The sequence below is a fragment of the Amycolatopsis sp. A133 genome, assembly GCF_031082405.1.
Taxonomy (GTDB): domain Bacteria; phylum Actinomycetota; class Actinomycetes; order Mycobacteriales; family Pseudonocardiaceae; genus Amycolatopsis.
On the sequence record NZ_JAVHJU010000008.1, the window covers coordinates 77,396 to 98,096 of the forward strand.

The 20,701-nt window shown below is 72.4% G+C and carries 21 protein-coding genes; 12 read left to right on the plus strand and 9 right to left on the minus strand.

What is annotated here, in order from left to right:
- Window positions 1–140: 140 nt before the first annotated feature.
- Window positions 141–1,679, minus strand: a complete 1,539-nt coding sequence (locus tag Q5425_RS10875; RefSeq protein WP_308672027.1) for an NAD(P)/FAD-dependent oxidoreductase — start codon at window positions 1,677–1,679, stop codon at window positions 141–143.
- 273 nt (window positions 1,680–1,952) lie between these two features.
- Here Q5425_RS10875 and Q5425_RS10880 point away from each other — a divergent pair, with 273 nt between their 5' ends.
- The 3 genes from Q5425_RS10880 (at window position 1,953) to Q5425_RS10890 (ending at window position 6,064) form a co-directional block, all read left to right on the plus strand.
- Complete coding sequence (locus tag Q5425_RS10880; protein WP_308672028.1) at window positions 1,953–2,915, plus strand: RIO1 family regulatory kinase/ATPase; 963 nt, start codon at window positions 1,953–1,955, stop codon at window positions 2,913–2,915.
- Window positions 2,916–3,240: 325 nt separating this feature from the next.
- Window positions 3,241–4,788 (plus strand): DEAD/DEAH box helicase, encoded by a 1,548-nt coding sequence (locus Q5425_RS10885; RefSeq protein ID WP_308672029.1) that lies wholly within the window; start codon window positions 3,241–3,243, stop codon window positions 4,786–4,788.
- Window positions 4,789–4,888: 100 nt separating this feature from the next.
- Entirely contained in the window at window positions 4,889–6,064 is a 1,176-nt protein-coding gene (locus tag Q5425_RS10890; protein ID WP_308672030.1) for an 8-amino-7-oxononanoate synthase, read from the plus strand.
- A 13-nt stretch (window positions 6,065–6,077) separates the two neighbouring features.
- Here the strand turns inward: Q5425_RS10890 and Q5425_RS10895 are convergent, their stop codons facing one another.
- Together Q5425_RS10895 and Q5425_RS10900 are read right to left on the minus strand one after the other, a co-directional pair.
- Window positions 6,078–6,509 carry a GNAT family N-acetyltransferase gene (locus Q5425_RS10895; RefSeq protein ID WP_308672031.1) on the minus strand — a complete coding sequence of 144 codons (432 nt, stop codon included), beginning with the start codon at window positions 6,507–6,509 and terminating at the stop codon, window positions 6,078–6,080.
- Between the two features lie 17 nt (window positions 6,510–6,526).
- Window positions 6,527–7,351, minus strand: coding sequence for a serine protease (locus tag Q5425_RS10900; protein ID WP_308672032.1), 825 nt, complete (start codon window positions 7,349–7,351; stop codon window positions 6,527–6,529).
- A 161-nt stretch (window positions 7,352–7,512) separates the two neighbouring features.
- Between Q5425_RS10900 and Q5425_RS10905 the strand changes: the two genes are divergently transcribed.
- Together Q5425_RS10905 and Q5425_RS10910 are read left to right on the plus strand one after the other, a co-directional pair.
- A complete protein-coding gene (locus Q5425_RS10905; RefSeq protein ID WP_308672033.1) occupies window positions 7,513–8,361 on the plus strand; it encodes a M15 family metallopeptidase in 849 nt (282 codons plus the stop codon).
- Window positions 8,362–8,455: 94 nt separating this feature from the next.
- Window positions 8,456–9,850, plus strand: coding sequence for a mycothione reductase (locus Q5425_RS10910; protein ID WP_308672034.1), 1,395 nt, complete (start codon window positions 8,456–8,458; stop codon window positions 9,848–9,850).
- Between the two features lie 9 nt (window positions 9,851–9,859).
- On the opposite strand, the gene Q5425_RS10915 is transcribed toward Q5425_RS10910, so the two are convergent.
- Window positions 9,860–11,077, minus strand: a complete 1,218-nt coding sequence (locus tag Q5425_RS10915; protein WP_308672035.1) for an MFS transporter — start codon at window positions 11,075–11,077, stop codon at window positions 9,860–9,862.
- Between the two features lie 48 nt (window positions 11,078–11,125).
- Between Q5425_RS10915 and Q5425_RS10920 the strand changes: the two genes are divergently transcribed.
- The 5 genes from Q5425_RS10920 to Q5425_RS10940 all read left to right on the plus strand — a co-directional run bounded on the left by Q5425_RS10920 (window position 11,126) and on the right by Q5425_RS10940 (window position 15,114).
- Window positions 11,126–11,809 carry a FadR/GntR family transcriptional regulator gene (locus Q5425_RS10920; protein WP_308672036.1) on the plus strand — a complete coding sequence of 228 codons (684 nt, stop codon included), beginning with the start codon at window positions 11,126–11,128 and terminating at the stop codon, window positions 11,807–11,809.
- A gap of 116 nt (window positions 11,810–11,925) precedes the next feature.
- Window positions 11,926–12,414 (plus strand): hypothetical protein, encoded by a 489-nt coding sequence (locus tag Q5425_RS10925; protein ID WP_308672037.1) that lies wholly within the window; start codon window positions 11,926–11,928, stop codon window positions 12,412–12,414.
- Between the two features lie 71 nt (window positions 12,415–12,485).
- Window positions 12,486–13,328, plus strand: a complete 843-nt coding sequence (locus tag Q5425_RS10930; RefSeq protein ID WP_308672038.1) for a DUF4097 family beta strand repeat-containing protein — start codon at window positions 12,486–12,488, stop codon at window positions 13,326–13,328.
- Window positions 13,329–13,354: 26 nt separating this feature from the next.
- Window positions 13,355–14,311, plus strand: coding sequence for an ATP-binding cassette domain-containing protein (locus tag Q5425_RS10935; RefSeq protein WP_308672039.1), 957 nt, complete (start codon window positions 13,355–13,357; stop codon window positions 14,309–14,311).
- The gene (locus tag Q5425_RS10940) at window positions 14,311–15,114 is read left to right on the plus strand and encodes an ABC transporter permease (RefSeq protein WP_308672041.1); all 804 of its coding nucleotides are present in this window, start codon (window positions 14,311–14,313) and stop codon (window positions 15,112–15,114) included. Before Q5425_RS10935 ends, Q5425_RS10940 begins: the two co-directional genes overlap by 1 nt.
- A 4-nt stretch (window positions 15,115–15,118) precedes the next feature.
- On the opposite strand, the gene map is transcribed toward Q5425_RS10940, so the two are convergent.
- Genes map through Q5425_RS10955 form a run of 3 tightly spaced genes read right to left on the minus strand, consistent with a single transcriptional unit; the run spans window position 15,119 to window position 18,706 of the window.
- On the minus strand, window positions 15,119–15,976 hold the full coding sequence (gene map, locus Q5425_RS10945; RefSeq protein WP_308672042.1) for a type I methionyl aminopeptidase: 858 nt from the start codon (window positions 15,974–15,976) through the stop codon (window positions 15,119–15,121).
- A 24-nt stretch (window positions 15,977–16,000) separates the two neighbouring features.
- Window positions 16,001–17,791, minus strand: coding sequence for a penicillin-binding transpeptidase domain-containing protein (locus Q5425_RS10950; RefSeq protein ID WP_308672043.1), 1,791 nt, complete (start codon window positions 17,789–17,791; stop codon window positions 16,001–16,003).
- 60 nt (window positions 17,792–17,851) lie between these two features.
- Window positions 17,852–18,706: a GNAT family N-acetyltransferase gene (locus tag Q5425_RS10955; RefSeq protein WP_308672044.1), complete on the minus strand. Its 855-nt coding sequence runs from the start codon at window positions 18,704–18,706 to the stop codon at window positions 17,852–17,854.
- A 99-nt stretch (window positions 18,707–18,805) separates the two neighbouring features.
- On the opposite strand from Q5425_RS10955, the gene Q5425_RS10960 reads away from it, so the two are divergent.
- Window positions 18,806–19,012, plus strand: coding sequence for a DUF4177 domain-containing protein (locus tag Q5425_RS10960; protein ID WP_308672045.1), 207 nt, complete (start codon window positions 18,806–18,808; stop codon window positions 19,010–19,012).
- Between the two features lie 119 nt (window positions 19,013–19,131).
- On the opposite strand, the gene Q5425_RS10965 is transcribed toward Q5425_RS10960, so the two are convergent.
- Window positions 19,132–19,524 (minus strand): VOC family protein, encoded by a 393-nt coding sequence (locus tag Q5425_RS10965; RefSeq protein ID WP_308672046.1) that lies wholly within the window; start codon window positions 19,522–19,524, stop codon window positions 19,132–19,134.
- Window positions 19,521–20,324, minus strand: coding sequence for an AraC family transcriptional regulator (locus tag Q5425_RS10970; RefSeq protein WP_308672047.1), 804 nt, complete (start codon window positions 20,322–20,324; stop codon window positions 19,521–19,523). Before Q5425_RS10970 ends, Q5425_RS10965 begins: the two co-directional genes overlap by 4 nt.
- A gap of 82 nt (window positions 20,325–20,406) precedes the next feature.
- Here Q5425_RS10970 and Q5425_RS10975 point away from each other — a divergent pair, with 82 nt between their 5' ends.
- Window positions 20,407–20,661 (plus strand): hypothetical protein, encoded by a 255-nt coding sequence (locus Q5425_RS10975; RefSeq protein ID WP_003057586.1) that lies wholly within the window; start codon window positions 20,407–20,409, stop codon window positions 20,659–20,661.
- Window positions 20,662–20,701 lie beyond the last annotated feature (40 nt).

Here is a 20,701-nt window from a genome sequence, read left to right on the forward strand (position 1 = left end):
GTCAACGTCGACCCCGAGACCACCCCGGGGCCGGCCGCGGTGCACCTGCATGGGGCAGCGCACCGGCCAACCGGTTCCGGGAAACCCGCCTGTCCCGCAAAACAGTGGCACCGAATCACGGGACAGGCGGCCGTTCCGGATCAGCCGGGCCGGACACCCAGCACCGCCATCGCCGCGTTGTGGCCGGGGATGCCGCTGACACCACCTCCCCTCGCGGCTCCCGCGCCACAAAGCAGGACGCGTTCGTGCGCCGTCTCGACGCCCCAGCGGCCGGCCTGGGCCGGATCCGTTGCGTACGGCCACGACAGGTCCCGGTGGAAGATGTGCCCCGCCGGAAGGCCCAGCTCGGCTTCCAGGTCGAGCGGGGTCTTCGCCTCCACACAGGGCCTGCCGTCCGGCGCGGTCAGCAGGCAGTCCTCGATCGGCTCGGCCAGCACGCTGTTCAGCGAAGCCAGCGTCGCGCGCAACGCCACTTCGCGTGCCTCTTCGTTGCGCCCCTCGAAGAGGCGGGCCGGCATGTGCAGGCCGAACAAGGTGAGGGTGTGCGTGCCGGCCGCGCGTTCGGCCGCGCCGAGGATCGACGGATCCGTCAACGAGTGGCAATAGATTTCGCAGGGCGGCAGCGTGGGGATCCTGCCCGCCGCCGCCTCGCGGTACGCCGCCTCCAGCTGTGTGAAGGTCTCGTTGACGTGGAAGGTGCCCCCGAACGCCTCGGCCGGATCGACGTCCGGGTCACGCAGCCTCGGCAGCCGCGTCAGCACCATGTTCACCTTCAGCTGCGCGCCTTCCGGGCGTTCCGCCGGTTCCTCGCCCAGCAACCTCGCGAGCGTCGCCGGCGCGACGTTCGCCAGGACGTGCCCGGCCCGGACGACGAGTTCGGTGTCGTCACGCCGGTAACGCACCTCGCCGTCCGGGTCGACCGAGAGCACTTCCGCACCGGTCATCAGGCGCGCGCCCGCCGCGGCGGCAGCCGCCGCGAGCGAACGGGTGACCGCGCCCATGCCGCCGACCGGGACGTCCCAGTCGCCGGTGCCGTTGCCGATCACGTGGTAGAGCAGGCACCGGTTCTGCCGCAGGTCCTCGCCGTCCGCCGGGGCGAACGTGCCGATCAGCGCGTCGGTGAGCACCACGCCGCGCACCGTGTCGTCGACGAACCACGATGTGAGCGCTTCGCCGATCGGCCGTTCGAACAGCAAGGACCACGCCTCGGCGTCGCCGACGCGTTCGCGGAAGTCCACTTCGGACAGGAGTGGTTCGGTGAGCGTCCCGAACGCGCGCCCGGCGACACGCTCGGTCAGCTCGTAGAACCGCTGCCAGGCCGAGAAGTCCGATGTGGACCCGGTGACCGCCCTAAACGACGACGCCGTCCGGACGGCGTCGTCGTTGTCGACAAGGAGACCGGTGCCGCCCGACGGGGTGTAGGACGACATCCGGCGCCGTCGCAGCTCCACGTCGAGGCCGAGGTCGGCCACGATCTTCTTCGGCAGCAGGCTGACCAGGTACGAGTAGCGCGAAAGCCGGACGTCCACGCCCTCGAACGCACGGAACGAGACGGCGGCGCCACCGGTCTCACCCCGTCGTTCGAGCACGAGCACCGACCGGCCCGCCCGCGCCAGGTACGCGGCCGCCACCAGGCCGTTGTGCCCGCCGCCGACGATCACCACGTCGTAGCTGTTCATCTGCCGCCCTTCTTCGTTCGGCCTGCCCGATCATCGTGACCACGGCGCCGGGCCGAATTCAAGGAAACGGCACGAATGGACCGTTCGCGCTATTCGGTTGCGCGGCGCCGGGCCGGTCCGGCAAGCTGGGCGCAGCCGGCAGGGAGCCGGTGGATGAGAACGGGAGGTGCCTGTCGTGATGACTGTCCGGGCCCTTTCGCGCCCTCACCCACCCGCCCCCCGAGGCTGACCACGCGCCCGGTGGGGCATCCCTGACCTAGGAGCAACCCACCAGTGCGCCAGCACGACTTCGAAGACTTCGACCTGTTCGACGACCAGCCGAGCCGCCGCCAGGCGCGGTCACGCCGCCGCGGGCGGTTCGACGAACCCGAACCCACCCGCAGCGGCCGGCTGACCGAAGCCGAACGCGTCCGCCTCGCGAAACTGCGCGACGACGCCTACACCGAAAACCAGCTGCCCGACGGCGCCGACCGCTGGTCCACCTGGGACGACGCCGAACACGGCCCGCGTCCCCGGCCGGACTGGGTGGTCACCGAGCTCGCCGCGGTCGACACCGACCTCGGCGTCCTCAAGACCGGCAAGGAGGCCGACGTCCACCTCCTGCGGCGCGGGTTGCCCGGCACGCCGGGCACGCTCCTCGCCGCGAAGCGCTACCGCAGCGACGAACACAAGCTGTTCCACCGCGACGCGGGGTACCTCGAAGGGCGGCGGATGCGCCGGTCCCGGGAGATGCGGGCGATGACGCAGCGCAGCGCGTTCGGCCGCAACCTGATCGCCGAACAGTGGGCGGTCGCGGAGTTCGCCGCGCTGAGTCGCCTGTGGACACTCGGCGCGCCGGTGCCCTATCCGGTGCAGCGCGAGGGAACGGAATTGCTGCTGGAGTTCCTCGGCGAGGACGACGGCACCGCCGCGCCCCGGCTGGCCCAGGTCCGCCCGGACCCGGACGAGCTGAAGGAGCTGTGGTTCCAGGCCACCGCGGCGCTCGAGCTGCTCGCCTCCGAGGGGCTCGCGCACGGCGACCTCTCCGCGTACAACCTGCTGGTGCACCGGGGCAAGCTGATGGTGATCGACCTGCCCCAGGTCGTCGACGTCGTCGCCAACCCCGGCGGCGCCGAATTCCTGGGGCGGGACGTGCGCAACCTGGCCGGCTGGTTCCACGGCCGCGGCCTCGGCGAGCACGTGACGAGAACCGGGGAACTGCTGGCCGAGCTCGTTTCCGTCGCCGGTCTGGGGTGACCCCGCGGGCGGCGTCGCGGCTGTGGCCCGGACCACGACTGCGACGCCGCCCACAACGGGTGCCCTCGATGAGTAGTCCCGGCTCCGGTTCGGGTACAGTGAGTACAGACCGCAACCGGCGGCGTGGATGAGTTGGTGTCCGTCGCCTCCAGAGCCACCGATCGGCTCGCGGTGAATCCGTAACCCAAGCGGCGCGCAGTGTCGGCAAGCGATGACACGGTGTGCCGGGTCCGTCCCTGTGAACGCCCATCGCACACCATCTTGCCCTGCCTGCGCGCGGGCTGCCCGGGCCTCCCTTGCGACGAACCACGTCCGAGAGGCATTTGTGACCGTCACGTTCAACTCCGGCCCTTCCTCGACGTCCGCTCACGCGGGCCGTCCCGACCGCAAGCCGCGCACCCGCCCGGCGGGCGGCGACATGCTGCGCGACGACGCCGTCGAGCTCGTGGCCACCAAGACCTTCGCCGAGCTGGGCCTGCCGGAGCCGCTGCTCCGCGCGCTCAGCGAGGCGGGCATCAACAGCCCGTTCCCGATCCAGTCGGCGACCATCCCGGACGCGCTGGCCGGCCGCGACGTGCTGGGCCGCGCCCAGACCGGTTCCGGCAAGACCCTCGCCTTCGGCCTGGCCATGCTGGCCCGGCTCGACGGCGGCAAGGCCCGCCCGAAGCGCCCCCGCGCGCTGATCCTCGTCCCGACCCGCGAGCTGGCCATGCAGGTCGCCGACTCGCTGACCCCGCTGGCCAGGGCCCTCGGCCTGTGGTGCCGCACCGCGGTCGGCGGCATGGCCTTCGCCCGCCAGGCGGACGCGCTCTCCCGCGGCGTCGACCTGCTGATCGCCACCCCGGGCCGGCTGTCGGACCACGTCCGGCAGGGCACCGCGCACCTGGGCGACTGCAACTTCATCGCCCTCGACGAGGCCGACCAGATGGCGGACATGGGCTTCATGCCGCAGGTCCGCGAGATCATGGACCTCACCCCGCCGGGTGGTCAGCGCCTGCTGTTCTCCGCGACCCTCGACGGTGACGTCAACCGCCTGGTCAGGCAGTACCTGACCGACCCGGTCACGCACTCGGTCGCCCCGTCGACCGCCAGCGTGACGACCATGGACCACCACGTGCTCCAGGTCTCGCACCAGGACAAGCAGGACGTCATCACGCAGATCGGCGCCCGCGACGGCCGCACGATCATGTTCGTGCGCACCAAGCACCACGTCGACCGCCTCGCCGAGCGCCTGCGCGAGCAGGGCGTCAACGCGGCGGCGCTGCACGGCGGCAAGACGCAGGGGCAGCGCAACCGCGTCCTCGCCGACTTCAAGGAAGGCCACACCCCGGTGCTGGTCGCCACGGACGTCGCCGCGCGCGGCATCCACGTCGACGACATCTCGCTGGTGCTGCACGTCGACCCGGCGGCCGACCACAAGGACTACCTGCACCGCGCGGGCCGCACGGCACGCGCCGGGGCGTCCGGTGTCGTCGTCACGGTGGTCACCAACGACCAGCGCCGGATGGTCCGCCGGCTGACCGACCGCGCCGGTGTGCGCGCGGAGTCGACCACGGTCCGCCCGGGCGACGCCGAGCTGACCCGCATCACCGGCGCCAAGGAGCCCAGTGGCGAGCCGGTCGTCGAGCGGCGGCGCGAGAGCCCGCGGCGCGGCGGCGGCGGTGGCGGTTACCGCGGCGACCGCGGCGGCTACAACCGTGGCGGCGGCGAGCGCACCCAAAGCGAGCGTGGCGGCGACCGCGGCGGTTACCGCGGTGGCGACCGCGAAGGCCGTCCCGGCGGCTTCGGCGGCCGCGCCCGCCAGCCCCGCTCGGGCAACGGCGGTGGTTACGGCCGTCCGAGCCGTGGCCCGCGTCGCGGCTACGACAGCTGATCGCTCTTCCTCGGAAGCCCCGGACCTCCTGGTCCGGGGCTTCCGGCGTTTCCGGGCCCGCTGCACGGCGGCTCGAGGCCCGGATGGGAGACTGCGGGACGTGACTACGCCGCCGACGCCGCCGCCCGACGAGGTTTTCGACTGGCTCGACGCCGAGGCGGAGAAGCGGGCGAACGCGGGTCTCGTGCGGCAGCTGCGGCCGCGTCCCGCGCGGGCCGACGAGCTGGACCTGGCCGGCAACGACTACCTCGGGCTGGCCCGCGACAAGCGCGTCGCCGGGGCCGCCGCGGCCGCCGCGCTGCGCTGGGGCGCCGGGTCGACCGGGTCCCGGCTGGTCACCGGATCGACCGAGCTGCACACCGAGCTGGAGCTGGAGCTCGCCCGGTTCTGCGGCGCGCAGGCGGCGCTGGTGTTCTCGTCCGGTTTCGCCGCCAACCTCGGCGCGGTGACGGCGCTGTCCGGGTCCGAGTCCGCGATTGTCACCGACAAGTACATTCACGCCTCGCTGATCGAGGGCTGCCGGCTGTCGCGGGCCGACGTCGCCGCGGTCGCGCACTCGACGCCGTCGGCGATCGAGCGCGCGCTGGCGACCCGGCGCAAGCCGCGGGCGCTGGTGGTGACCGACTCGGTGTTCTCGGTCGACGGCGACCTGGCCCCGCTCGGCGAACTGGCCGGCATCTGCCGTTCGCACGGCGCGGCGCTGCTCGTGGACGACGCCCACGGCTTCGGCGTCCTGGGCGAGGGCGGTCGCGGCGCGGTCCACGCGGCCGGGCTGTCGAGCGCACCCGACGTCGTCACGACGTTGACGCTGTCGAAGTCCCTGGGCGCTCAGGGTGGCGCGGTGGTGGGGCCGCGTCGCGTGATCAAGCACCTGGTGGACACGGCGCGCAGCTTCATCTTCGACACCGCGTTGGCGCCCGCGAGCGTCGCGGCCGCGTTGGCCGCGTTGCACGCGCTGAAGGAAGAGCCGGGGCTGGCGGAGAAGGTGGTCGGGAACGCGGGCAACCTGGCGATGTCGTTGAAGGCGGCCGGGTTGAAGGCGAGCCTGCCCGACGCCGCCGTCATCTCGGTTCAGGCGCCGTCCGCGGAGACGGCGGTGGCGTGGGCCGCGGCGTGCGCCGAGCAGGGCATCCGCGTCGGGTGCTTCCGGCCGCCGTCGGTCCCGGACGGGATCTCGCGGCTGCGCCTGACGGCACGAGCCGACCTGACGGAGTCCGATGTGGACCGCGCGGTGAAGGTGATCACCGCGACGGCCCCACGCGGCGCTTTCGCCTGAGCCGCCGCTTCGATCACGGACGGCGGCGCATTTTGATGTGGGGGATTCCGTCGTCGTCGACGTACTCGGGGCCTTCCGCGACGAAGCCGTAGCGGGCGTAGAAGCCCTGGACGTACGTCTGGGCGTCCAAGACGTACTCGCCCGGGACCGTCAGGGCCGCGTCCATCAACCGGGCCGCCAGACCGGCGCCGCGGGCGGGGGCGGCCGTCACCACGCGCCCGATGCGGCGGATGCCATCCGGGTCGAGCAGGACCCGCAGGTACGCCACGACTTCACCGGTTTCCTCGAACCACAGGTGCCGGGTGTCCGGGAGCAGGTCACGGCCGTCGAGCTCCGCGTACGCGGCTTTCTGCTCCACGACGAACACGTCGATGCGCAAGCGGAGGATGTCGTGGAGCTGGGCGGCGGTCAGCTCGGGACCGGTCGCGTCGTGCAGGGTCGGCATACCCCTGCTTAGCACGCTCAGCCGAGGAGGCGGGGCTTGGCCTGGGTCTGGATGTCGTCGGCGTACGCCGAGACGCGCGTGTAGACGCCGGGCTTGTGCGCCTTCGCGCAGCCGTCGCCGAAGGACACGATGCCGATCAGCGTGTCACCCACCACGAGGGGCCCGCCGGAGTCGCCCTGGCAGGCGTCGACGCCGCCCTCGGCGTACCCCGCGCACACCATGGTCCGCTGGTCGTAGACGGTGTAGCCGGAGCGGCATTCGCTGTCCGAGACCACCGGCACCTGGGCGCTGCGCAGGTAGTCCGAGCGGGCGCCGCCGTCGGCGATGCGTCCCCAGCCGAGCACCGTCGCCTGGGTGCCCGCAGCGTACAACCCCGCGTCACCGCTGTCGGGCAGCTTCGCGGGCCGGTAGTCGAGCTGGCCGCGGACGGTCAGCACCGCGATGTCGCCGCCCTGCGTCGGGTCGGTGTAGCCCTGGTTGACCCAGATCTTCGAGACGCCGAGGACCTGACCCTCGCTGGTGCGCTTGTCCTCCCGGCCGGCGACCACGCGGACGTCCTGCTTGGCCACCGCCTTGGCGCAGTGCGCCGCCGTCGCGACCGCCGTGGAGCTGACGACGACCGCGCCGCAGAACTGGTTGCCGCCCGCGTCGGTCAGGTACACCACGTACGGGTGGTCGGCCAGGGATGCCTTTTCGCCGCCGACGATCCGCGCCTGGTTCCCGGACCCGGTGGCACCGGGATCGGCCGCGGCCGTGCCCACCACGACCGGGACGGCGACCGCGGCCACCGCAAGGAGCACACCGCTCACGAAGAGCAGGGATCGGCGGGACTGCACGGACATGGGTGTTCTCCTCTTCGGCACAGCACGAGCCAAGCACTCGGCACCCGGGCAACTCCGGTGCGTGAACGATGTGCGCTCAATACCCTAAGCCGAGGGCGCCCAAAACGGTGTCACTGGAACGGGTGGTCTCCGCTCGCCGCCGCTTCTGTCAAGCTGGCCGGATGGGGCGGAGAGCGGCGGCGTGGGCGGCACTGGCCCTCGTCCTGACCGCGTGTTCGCCGGAAGCGCCGCCGATACCGCAGCCTGCGCCGTCCTTGCCCCCGTCGACGACGAGCACGACCGCGCCGCGGCCGCCGACGTCGAGCGCGCCCGCCGTCACCTGGCAGGTGGGTGCCCGCCCGCTCCCCCGCCGTCCCGACGGCTTCGGCGAGGTCGAGCCGACTCCACCCGAACTGGTGAACCGGGCACTTCCGACAAATGACCTCCTGCCGCCGCCGGCGGGGAACGAGTACGCGTCGACGATCGGTGCCGTGCCCGCCGACGTCCTCGCGCGCAGCACCTGGCAGCCCGCCTGCCCCGTCAAGGCCGGCGACCTGCGCTACCTGACGATGTCGTTCTGGGGGTTCGACGGCCGCGCGCACACCGGCGAAATGCTGGTCAACGCCGCCGGCGCCGCGGGGATCACCGAGGTCTTCGGGCGGCTCTTCGCCGCGCGCTTCCCCCTCGAGGAGATGCGCGTGACCGGCCCGGCCGAGCTGACCGCGCCGCCGACCGGGGACGGCAACTCGACCAGCGCGTTCGTCTGCCGCCCGGCGCGGGGGCAGCAGACCTGGTCGGCGCACGCCTACGGGCTCGCCGTCGACGTCAACCCGTTCTGCAACCCCTACACCCGGGGCGACCTCGTCCTACCCGAATTGGCTTCCGCGTACGTCGACCGCTCGCGCGTACGGCCCGGCATGGTCCTGGCCGGCGACGCGACCGTGCGCGCGTTCGCGGCGATCGGGTGGAGCTGGGGCGGGAACTGGCGCAGCCCGATCGACCGCATGCACTTCACCGCCACCGGCCACTGACCACGCAATACGACGTTGAGCACAACGGGAACACCCGCCTCCGCCGTGAGGTTGGCTAGGGTGAACCGACCGGAGCGACCCCGCGGAGGATGCAGTGCCCCACTACGACCTGGTGATCGTCGGAACGGGATCGGGGAACTCCATCCTCGGCCCGGGCTTCGCCGGCCAGAAGACGGCGATCGTCGAGAAGGGCACGTTCGGCGGCACCTGTCTCAACGTGGGCTGCATCCCGACGAAGATGTTCGTGTACGCCGCCGACGTCGCGTACACGCCTTCGCACAGCGCCAAGTACGGCGTCGACGAAGAGCTGAAGGGCGTGCGCTGGCGCGACATCCGCGACCGCGTCTTCGGCCGCATCGACCCGATCGCCGAGGGCGGCGCGGAGTACCGCCGCAGCCACGAGGACAACGCGAACGTCGACGTCTACGAGGGCACCGGCCGCTTCACCGGGCACAAGGAGCTGCGCGTCAGCCTCGGCGACGGGCGTCCCGACGAGGTGCTGACCGCCGACCGCTTCGTGCTCGCCGCGGGCGGGCGCCCGGTCATCCCGGAGATCGCCGGCCTCGACGCGGTCGATTACCACACGTCCGACACCGTGATGCGGCTCGACGAGCTGCCCGAGCGGATCGTCATCCTCGGCGGCGGGTACATCGCGGCCGAGTTCGCGCACGTCTTCGCCTCGTTCGGCGTGCGGGTCACGCTGGTCAACCGGTCCGGGCGGCTGCTGCGCTCGGAAGACGAGGACGTCAGCGCCCGCTTCACCGAGCTGGCCGCCGAGCGGTTCGACGTCCGCCTGGACCGCAAGACCGTCCGGGCGCGCAAGACCGGGAGCGGCATCGCGCTCGACCTCGAGGGGCCCCACGGCGCCGAAACCGTCGAGGGCGACGTGCTGCTGATCGCCACCGGCCGCCGGCCGAACTCCGACCTGCTGGACGTCGCCGCTACCGGAGTGACCACAACGGACAGTGGGCACGTCGTGGTCGACGACCACCAGCAGACCGCGGTGGAAGGCATCTACGCCCTCGGCGACCTGTCGTCGCCGCACGAGCTCAAGCACGTCGCGAACCACGAAGCCCGCGTGGTGCAGCACAACCTGCTGCACCCGGACGAGCGGATCACCGCCGACCACCGGTTCGTGCCGCACGCCGTCTTCACCCACCCGCAGGTGGCCTCGGTCGGGCTCACCGAGCAGAAGGCCCGCGACCTCGGGGTGTCCTATGTGGTCTCGAAGCAGGACTACGCCGGGATCGCCTACGGTTGGGCGATGGAGGACACCACGGGCTTCGCGAAGCTCCTGGCGGACCCGGCGACCGGGCAGCTGCTCGGCGCGCACATCATCGGCCCGCAGGCCTCGTCGGTGATCCAGCCGCTCATCCAGGCGATGAGCTTCGGCCTCGACGCGCGGACCATGGCCCGCGGCCAGTACTGGATCCACCCGGCGATGCCGGAACTGATCGAGAACGCGCTGCTCAACCTGCCCCTGGACTGATCCGCGGGGTCAGACGAAGCGGTGGCGGCCGGCGAGCGCGCCGAACACCATCTGGACACCGAGCAGGCCGAGCAGCATCGCCAGCGGCACGGTCCAGCCGCGGGCGAGGTCGTGCAGCAGGCCGAAGAGGAACGGGCCGAGCGCGGCGAACAGGTAACCGAAGCCCTGCGCCATCCCGGACAGCCGGGCGGTGTCCGCGCCGGTCCGCGCCCGCAGCGCGATCACGGTCAGGCCGAGGGAGAACACGCTCATCCCGAGCCCGACGAGGATGCTCCAGAGCAGCGGCGACCACGACGGCGCGAGCATCAGCCCGATGGTCCCGGCGACGCCGAACACGCTCAGCCCGACGATCCACGGGCTCTGCCCGCGCCGCCGGGCCGCCATCGGCGCGACGACGAGGCTGATCGGCACGGCGATCAGCGAAACCAGGCCGAACAGCAGCCCGGCGTCGTCGCGCGGCACGCCGGCGTCCATCAGCACCTGTGGGAACCAGCCCATCGCCGCGTAGGCGTAGAACGCCTGCAGGCCGAAGAAGCCCGTGACGATCCAGGCCAGCCGGTTGCGCAGCAGCGACCGGCCGCCCTCGGCACCTTCGGCGGGCCGCGGTGCCCGGCCGGTGCCGCGGGCTGCCAAAATCCACGCCAGCAGCGCGACGACGGCCAGCGCGGCCCAGCCGCCCAGCGCCGGGCGCCAGCCGCCGAGCGCGTCGCCGAGCCGCGGGGTCACCGCCGACCCGAGGGCACCGCCACCCTGCAGGGCGGCGGTGTAGACGCCGGTCAGCACGCCGATGCGAGCCGGGAAGGAGTCCTTGATGACAACCGGGATGAGCACGTTGATCAGGGCGATCCCGGCGGTGGCGACGAGCGTGCCGCCGAGGACCACGGCGGGTCCGTCGAGCACGCGGAGCACGAGCCCAGCGGCGAGGGCGCACAGCGCGATCGCGATGGCGGCGCCGACCCCGGCCCGGCGCGCGAGCAGCGGCGCGGCCAGCCCGGCACCGGCGAAGCAGAGCGTCGGCAACGTCGTCAGCACCCCCGCCCAGACGACGGACGTGCCCAAGTCCTGGCGCATCTCGGCGAGCATGGGCCCGACACCGGTGATGGCCGGGCGCAAGTTCAGGGCGGTGAGCACCACCGCGACCGCGAGCAGCGCGCCGGCGGCGACCACGCCGGGCGTCCGGACCTCGGCGGCGCCGTCCAGTTCGGCTTCACGGTGTTCGACGCGCATGCCCGCTACTATCGCATACGTAGGATGATTGGATGAAGGGATAATCCTGTGCCTCTGGCCACCACGCGCCGGGCCGGCCTCGTCGACCAGGTCATCGACCAGCTGCGGACCGCGGTCACGCAGGGGGAATGGCCGATCGGCGAACGCATCCCCACCGAGGCCGAGCTCGTCGAGCAGCTCGGCGTCGGCCGCAACACCGTCCGCGAAGCCGTGCGCGCACTGGCACACACCGGGCTCCTGGAGGTCCGCCAGGGCGACGGCACCTACGTGCGCGCGACGAGCGAAGTGTCCGGGGCGATCCGCCGGCTCTGCGGCTCGGAGCTGCGCGAGGTCCTGCAGGTCCGGCGCACGCTGGAGGTCGAAGGCGCCCGGCTCGCGGCCGCCGAGCGGTCCGAAGAAGAGGTCGCCGAGCTGCGTGCCCTGCTCGCCCGCCGCGAGGTCGACCTGCGCGAAGGACGCTGGCAGGACTTCGCCCGCACGGACGCGGAGTTCCACTGCGCCGTCGTCCGCGCCGGCCACAACCGGCTGCTGACCGAGCTCTACCGCGGGCTGACCGAGGTCATCACGGCCAGCGTCGCGGCGACGGCCGGCATCACACCGGGCGCGGACCACGCCCCGGAGATCGGCCACGAAGGCCTCGCCGACGCCATCGCCGAGCGCGACCCGGACCGCGCGGCCGCCGAGGCGTGCGGCTTCCTCGACGAACTCCTGGAGCGCATCGACCGCGCCTGACCGCACCCCGCCACCCGTGCGTGAACTGGGGTTTCACCGGCTGTGGTGCCACTGGCGACCCCTAAGGGTGCCATTTCAGGGTTGTCGTGGTGCCACGATGGCGCCATAGTTGTGCCATGGACCTGACGCCCTTCGTGGACGAACTCCGCCGGGAGCTCGCGGTCGCCGCCGAAGCGGCGGGCGAGGACGCTGTCGCCCTCGCCGAGCGGCTCACCGCGCCGCTCGAATCGGCGATCCGGCTCACCCTGCTCGATGCCCTCTCGGCCGCCGCCGACGAGATCACCCGCGAGCTCGCTCCCGGCTCCGTGGAAGTACGCCTTCGCCGTCGCGAAGCCGAGTTCGCCGTGGCGCTGCCCGCGACGCCCGAGCCGGCGCCCGCCGAAGCACCGCCTCCGCCCGAGGCCGACGACGGCGCCGTCGCGCGCATCAACCTGCGCCTGCCCGAGCAGCTGAAGCAGCGCGTCGAAGAAGCCGCCGGACGCGAGCGGATCTCCACCAACGCCTGGCTCGTCCGGGCCGCGAGCACCGCGCTGGGCACCGACCGGGTCCGGCCCACCCAGCGCCGGTCGGCCTTCGGCGAGAAGTACACCGGCTGGGTCCAGTAACTCCCTTTCGCTTTTCCCTGCCGTCTCCGACCTGCGGAGACGCCACCCGAGCACCCCAGGAGGGCGCAGCCATGCCCGTTTTCCCCACTCCCGAGCCGATCGCGGCCACCATCGACGTCAGCATCGCCGACGTCCGGATCGTCGCCGGCGACGGCGCGGAAACCACCGTCGAGGTCACCCCGGCGGACCCGAACGAGAACGAGGACGTCAAGGCCGTCGCGAAGACCCGCGTCGAATTCGCGGGTGGTGAACTGCTGGTCAAGGGCCCGAAGTACGCCACCAAGCTGTGGGGCCGCGGCGGCGCCCTGCACGTCACGGTCGAGCTGCCGGCCGGCTCGCAGATCACCGGCACCGCCGCGATGGGCGACTTCCGCGTCACCGGCCGGGTCGGCCCCAGCCGCTTCAAGACCTCCGTCGGCGACATCCACCTGGACGAAGCCGCCCGGCTCGAGGCGAGCACGGCGACCGGCGACGTCTCCGTCGACCGCGTCACCGGGCACGCCGAGGTCGGCACCGGCTCCGGCGAGCTGCGGATCCGCGAGATCGACGGCTCCGCGGTCCTCAAGAACTCCAACGGCGAGACGCGCATCGGCGAAGTGACCGGTGACCTGCGGGTCAGCGTCGCCAACGGCGACATCCTCGTCGACCTCGCCCACGCGGCCGTGCACGCCAAAACCGCCTCCGGCGACATCCGGCTCGGCGAGGTGGTGCGCGACCGGGTCGTCCTCGACACCGCCGTCGGCGAGATCGAGGTCGGCATCCGCGAGGGCAGCGCCGCCTGGCTCGAGCTGAACTCGCTGACCGGGTCCGTGCGCAACACGCTCAGCGCCGCCGACGGACCCAGCGGCAGCACCGAGACCGTCGAGGTCAAGGCCCACACCTACACCGGCGACATCGTCATCCGGCGCGCCTGAAGACTCCACACGAAAAGGGGAAATCCATGCCAGACGCCATCGTGGCCGAGGGACTGGTCAAGAAGTACGGGAAGGTCACCGCGCTCGACGGGATGACCTTGGCGGTGCCGGAAGGCACGGTGCTCGGCGTGCTCGGGCCCAACGGCGCCGGGAAGACCACCACCGTCCAGATCCTCACGACACTGCAGAAGCCGGACGCGGGCCGGGCGACGGTCGCCGGGTTCGACGTCGTGAAGGACGCGCACGAGCTGCGTTCGCACATCGGCGCTTCGGGGCAGTACGCCGCCGTCGACCAGGAACTGACCGGGGCCGAGAACCTCGAGATGGTCGGGCGGCTGTACCACCTGGGCACCAAGCGGGCCAAGGCCCGCGGCCGGGAGCTGCTGGCCCGGTTCAGCCTGGAGGACGCCGCCGACCGCCCGGTGAAGGGCTACTCGGGCGGCATGCGGCGCCGCCTCGACCTGGCCGGCGCGCTCGTGGCCAATCCGCCGGTGCTGTTCCTCGACGAGCCCACCACCGGGCTCGACCCGCGGGCCCGCACCGAGTTGTGGGACGTCATCACCGAGCTGGTCGCGGGCGGCACCACGCTGCTGCTGACCACCCAGTACCTGGAAGAAGCCGACCGGCTGGCCGACAGCATCGCGGTGATCGACCACGGGCGCGTGATCGCCCGCGGCACCGCCGACGAGCTCAAGGACCTGGTCGGCGGCGAGCGGATCGAGCTGACCGTCGGCACCCACGCCGACGTCGGCACCGCCCGGCGGGCCCTGGCCCGGCTGGCCAGCGGCGAGCCGCAGGCCGAGGCGTTCCGGCTCACCGTGCCCGTGACCCACGGCGCGAAAGCGCTTACCGAAGCCCTCGCCCTGCTCGCCGCGGAAGGCGTGGACGTCCGCGACGTCGGCGTCCGCCGCCCCACCCTCGACGACGTTTTCCTCACTCTGACCGGCCACGAGACGGCCGAACCCGCGAAGGAGGCCGTGTGATGAACGCGGTGCAGATGGCCGTCACCGACGGCGTGACCGTGGCCAAGCGCAACTCGATCAAGATCGTCCGGTCGCTGGACCTGCTCGGGTCCATCGTGTTCATGCCGGTGATGTTCGTGCTGCTCTTCGGCTACGTGTTCGGCAGCGTGATCGAAATCCCCGGCATGTCCTACCGCGAGTTCATGCTCCCGGGGATCTTCACCCTCGCGGTGGCGATGGGCAGCATCGTCACCGGCTACGGCCTGACCGACGACCTGCAGAAGGGCATCATCGACCGGTTCCGCTCGCTGCCGATGTCCCCCGCCGCGGTGCTGATCGGGCGGACCACCGCCGACCTCATCCTGAACGTGACGAGCCTGCTCATCATGGGCCTCGTGGGGCTGCTGGTCGGCTGGCGCATCCACACGAGCCCCCTGGAAGCGCTGGGCGGGGTGCTCCTGCTGCTCGCCTTCGCCTACGCGCTGTCCTGGGTGATGGGCACGCTCGGCCTGGCGGTCCGCAAGCCCGAGGTGTTCAACAACGTCTCGAGCGTGGCGATCTTCCCGCTCACGTTCCTGGCCAACACGTTCGTCGACAGCGGCCGCCTGCCCACGCCGCTGCGCGTGATCGCGGACTGGAACCCGGTCTCGGCGATCACGCAGGCCGCCCGCGAACTGTTCGGCAACACGAGCCCGGCGATGCCGGTGCACAACGCCTGGCCGATGCAGCACGCCGTGCTCGCCTCGGTGCTGTGGATCGTGCTGCTGCTGGCGATCTTCGTGCCGCTTTCGGTGCGCTGCTACAAGAAGGCAACCAGCCACTGACGACTCAGGGCAGCGTGAGGATCTCGCTGCCGTCGGCCGTCACCACGAGGGTGTGCTCGAACTGGGCCGTCCACTTCTTGTCCTTCGTGGTGACGGTCCAGTCGTCGGCCCAGATGTCGTAGTCGATGGTGCCCAGGGTGATCATCGGCTCGATCGTGAAGGTCATGCCCTCCTCGATGATCGTGTCGACGGAGGGCTCTTCGTAGTGCAGGACCGTCGGCGGCGTGTGGAACGCCGGCCCGACGCCGTGGCCGGTGAAGTCGCGGACCACCCCGTAGCCGAAGCGCTTGGCGTAGGCCTCGATGACCCGGCCGATGACGTTCAGCTGACGACCCGGCCGGACCGCCTTGATCGCCCGCAGCGTCGCCTCGCGGGTGCGCTCCACCAGCAGGCGGGCCTCCTCCGAGACGTCGCCGGCCAGGAACGTCGCGTTCGTGTCGCCGTGGACGCCGCCGATGTAGGCGGTGACGTCGATGTTGCAGATGTCGCCGTCCTCGATCACCGTCGAGTCCGGGATGCCGTGGCAGATCACCTCGTTGAGCGAGGTGCAGCACGACTTCGGGAAACGGCGGTAGCCCAGCGTCGAGGGGTAGGCGTGGTGGTCGAGCAGGAACTCGTGCACCACCTGGTCGATGTCGTCCGTGGTGGCGCCCGGCTTGACCGCTTTGCCGCCCTCTTCCAGCGCCTGGGCCGCGATCCGGCTCGCGACCCGCATCGCCTCGATCACCTCGGGCGTGCGCACGCCGTTGCCGGTGTCCCGCTTCGGCGCCGGCTTGTCCACGTACTCGGGACGGGCGATGGAACTGGGGACGTCACGGCGCGGCGTCTGGACGCCGGGAACGAGCGGGGCACGAACGGACATGCCCCCCACCTTACGACGGCCCGCTCAGCCGATCCCCGCCAGGAACCGGTGCGCGGCCTGCACCGCCGGTTTGGACGACCCGGCCTCGGTGAGCAGCACGGCGAACGCCAGGTCGCCGCGGTAGCCGACGAACCAGCCGTGCGAGCGGGCGCCGTCGCCGAACTGAGCGGTGCCGGTCTTGCCCGCGACGTCGGGGATGTCCCGCAGCCCGGTCGCGGTGCCCCCGGTGACGACCTCCCGCATCATCCCGCGCAGCGCGTCGAGGACCTCCGGCGACGGCGGGTCGACGGCGTTGCCCGTGGTCGCCGGCATGCCCTTGACGATCGACGGCACCGGCACCTTCCCGGCCTGCACGGTCGCCGCGACCAGCGCGAGGCCGAACGGGCTGGTCACCACCGTGCCCTGGCCGAAGCCGTTCTCGGCCCGCTGGACGGCCGAATCGCCGGCCGGGACGTCCCCGGTGACCGTGGTCAGGCCCGGGACCACGAAGTCGGCGCCGAGGCCGAGGGACCGGGCGGTGTCGGTGAGCGAGGGCCCCGGCAGGCCGGCGGCGAGCCGGGCGAAGGTCGTGTTGCACGACCGTGCGAACGCCGTCTTCAGCGGCACCCGGCCGAGGTCGAACCGGCCTTCGTTCGGGACGACGCGGTTTTCGATCGTCGTCGTCCCCGGGCAGTCGACCGGGCTGCCCGCCTCGACCTCCCCCGCCGACAGCGCGGCCGCCGCCGTGACGATCTTGAACGTCGACCCCGGCGGGTAGCGCCCGGACAGGGCCAGCGAGCCTTCGTCGTCGGCGGCGTCGTTCTGCGCGACGGCGAGGATGTCCCCGCTCGACGGCTGGATCGCGACCAGCGCGGCCGGGTAGGGCTCGGGGTCGAGGGCCGTCTCGGCGGCGGTCTGGAGCTTCGAGCTGAGCGTGCTGGTGACGGCGGGCGCGGGCCGCGGCGGCTCGGCCTTGAGCTCGGAGGCCTCGCCGCCGGTGACGTCACGGGTGACGATCCGCCAGCCTGCCGCCCCGGCCAGCTGCTGCTCGACCAGCGCGCGGATGCCCGGCAGGACCTGCTGCCCGGACCCGCGGGTCACCGGCAGCAGCCGCTCCTGGCTGGCGAAGCGGACGCCGGGCAGGTCGTAGATCGCCGGCTTGACCCGCTGGTAGTCGCCGGCGCGCAGGGTGATCACCGGGTAGGCGTCGCCGGGCTTGGTCTTGTGCATCCCGTCCAGCACGGACCGGCCGGTGACCGACGGCTCGTACCGGTGCAGCGCCTTGGCGAGGGTGCCGGCGACGGCGTTCGCGTCGCCGGCCTTCTGCGGGTCGACGACCACGCCGATCACGGTCTGCGGGCGCATCAGCGGCACGCCGTCGCGGTCGAGGACCGGCGCCGTCTCGGGCAGCTGGGGCAGCATGCCCAGGGTCTGGCCGACGGCCAGCTGCGGGTGCACGACCGTCGGCTGCCAGTGCACCTGCCAGCCGCTCTCGGCCGCCCGCAGCTGGGCGTCGGCGCGGTAGGACCAGGTGCGGCCGTGCGGCAGGTGCCAGGTGAGCCGGTAGCCGGCGGTCACGACGTCGCCGTCCGGCTGTTTCACCTCTTCGTCGTCGACGTCGAGACCCTCGGGGGCGAGCACGCCGCGGACCTGGCTCAGCACGGTCTTCGCGGCTTCGGGCGAGTCGGTGGCCGCCGCCGCGGCGGCGACGTCCCCGGCCGCGACGGCGTCCAGGAAGGCGGAGAGGGCGTCCTCGGGCCCGTCGCCCGAGCACCCGGCCGTGGTCGCGGCGACGAGCAGCAGCACCGCGAGGGCACAGTGTCGACGAGCACTCATGGCGGGATAATGCCTGGTCAGCGCGGTTCGACCGGGCTGAAACGCCGCCACGGAAGAGTGCTAGAACAGCACCGTCGCGTACTGGCCGACCTGCTGGAACCCGATCTTGCGGTAGGCGGCGAGAGCCGGGGTGTTGAAGGCGTTGACGTAGAGGCTGGCGGTGCGGCCGAGCCCGCGGACGAGCCGGTTCACCACCGCGGCGGTGCCGGCGGTGCCGAGCCCGTCGCCACGGCGTTCGGGGTGCACCCACACGCCCTGGATCTGCCCGACGGTCGCCGACATGGCGCCGATCTCGGCCTTGAAGACGACTTCGCCGTTCTCGAAGCGGGCGAACGCGCGGCCGGCCCCGATCAGCTCGGTGACCCGGGCGCGGTAGCTCGCCCCGCCGTCACCGCTGCGCGGATCGACGCCCACCTCCTCGATGAACATCGAGACGGCCGCGGGCAGGTACCGCTCGAGCTCGTCCGGCCGGACGGGCCGCACCAGCGGATCGGCGGCGACGAGCGGCGTGCTGTCCAGGGCCATCAGCGGCTGGTCGTCGCGGACCTCGCGGGCCGGGCCCCACTCGCCTTCGAGCTCGTCCCACAGGCCGAGGACCTGCTCGGCCGGGCCGACGAGCGAGGAGCAGGTGCGTTGTCTCCGCAGGGCGCGGTCGGCGAAGGAGCGCAGGGCGGGCGCGTTGCCGCGCAGCGGGATGAGGTTGGGGCCGGAGAAGCACAGCCCTTGGAGCCGCCCGGCCCGGACCGGACGGCTGTCGGCGGCCCAGAGCTCACCACCGAGCCGCCAGGGGTCGAGACCGGCAGCCTCGACCCGGGCGCTGACCATGCAGCTGCCCACCGGGTCGGCGGCCAGAGCGGCACGGACCGCCGGATAGTCCCGATCGTCGAGCAGCCGTGCACCTGCAAGCCGCAACACGGGCTCCAGGGTGCCAGATTCGACTGATAAACGGAACGCAAGCCTTCCGACACGGTGAGATGAACAGCCGGAGCCGGGCTTTCGGGCAGTATCGGATGTATGCAGCGGTATACGTACAAGGTCGTCGAGGTCCGGGAGAAGCTGATCGGCGGGAAGATGTCGGGGGGCAGGCTCGAGAAGCTGCTGAACGACTACGCCGGGGACGGGTGGCAGCTGAAGGCCATCACGTCGGCGGAGGTGAAGGGGCGGGTCGGGCCCGGCGGGGTCGAGGGGTTGCTGGTGACCTTCGAGCGGCCGGTGCAGTAGCGGGGGCGGCTCGGTCGCCTCGGCCGGTGCCGCGAATGACTCATTCGCAGCGCCGGAGGTCCCGAATGAGTCATTCGCGACCTCGGACGTCCCCGATGAGTCATTCGCGACACCCTCGGTCAGAGGGCTCCGCGGTAGGTGCCGATCGTCCAGGAGTTGCCCTCCGGGTCGCGCAGGCTGAACTGGCGGGAGCCGTACTCGGTGTTCGCCAGGTCCGCCGTGATCTCCGCGCCCGCGTCCTTCACGCGCGCGTGGATCTCGTCCACCCGGTCCGACACCACGTACGCCGCGGCCGAGCCCGGCTTCATCGTGTCGTGGACGCCGTCGGGCGGGCGGACGCTGCCCAGCATCACCGCGCCGCCCTCGGGCCAGCGCAGCTCCGCGTGCGCGACCAGGTCCCCTTCCGGCACCACCAGCGCCTCGGTGAACCCGAGGACGTCGACGAGGAAGCGGATCGCGCCGGGGGCGTCGTCGTACCGGAAGGCGGGCCAGACGTTCGGTTCAGGAGTCATGCGGGCGAGTCTTGCCCGGCGGCCCCCTCCCCGTCTTGGAGGAACGGGAGCTCCTCGGCGATCCACGTCCCCGGGGTGCACCCGGCCAGCGCGCGCCACTCGTTGGTCAGGTGCGCCTGGTCGTAGAACCCGCACTCGACCGCCAGCTCCGCCAGGTCCGCGTGCCCGCGCCGCAGCAGCCGCCCGGCCCGCTCGAACCGCAGCACCCGCGCCACCTGCTTCGGGGCCAGCCCCAGCTCCGCCCGGAACCGCTCGCCCAGGTGACGGCGGCTCCAGCCGACCTCGCCGGCGAGGTCGGCGACGCGCACCCGCCCGTCCGCGCCCCGCATCCGGCGCCACGCCTCCCCCAGCTCCGGCGGCGGCGCCACCGGCTCGCGGGCCCGGGCGGCCAGCACCTCGTCGAGCAGCGCGAACCGCTCACGCCAAGGCAGCTCCCGCATCCGGTCCGGCAGCGAGCCGAGGCCGAACTCCGCCAGGTCGGCGACCTCGCCGCTCAGCTCCGCCGCCGTCACCCCGAACAGCGTGCGCACGCCCAGCGGGTCGAGCTCCAGCTGGATCCCCTCCTGCACGCGGTCCTGGCGGATCAGCACCGCGTGCGTGTGCAGCCCGCCGACCAGCGCCTGCAGGCTTCGCCCGGCCATCCGGACCGGCCCGGCGAGGCTGATGACGAGCGTCACGTGCCGGGACGGCAGCCCACGGTGGACGGCCAGCGTGACGTCGTCCTGCGCGTACCCGACATAGCGCGTGACCAGGGGCCGCACCACCGGGTGCGGCTGCCGGACGGCCCAGGTCACGCTCACGATGCGAGCGTAATCGTCACCACCGACAGTTCCCGCGTCTGATAACACGGACAACGCGTCCCCACCGCGGAAGGAACCACCGATGACGATCCAGGAGCAGGCGCAGCAGCTGGAGCTGCTCGCCGACCAGGTGCCGACCGGCATCGCGCTCGCCACCAAGAGCGACCTCGAAGACCTGCAGGCCCAAGTGCTCGGCCTGCTCGGGGAAACGTCCACCGCGACCGCGATCCAGGGCGCCATCCAGCTCGCTTCGCAGCAGATCGACGAGGTCGCCGCCGCGCTGGAGAACGTCCGGCTGCAGATCCGCGACGCCGCCCAGCACCACTTGCAGGGCTGAAGACGCGCCGAAGCCCTCCTCGCCGCAGGGGCGAGGAGGG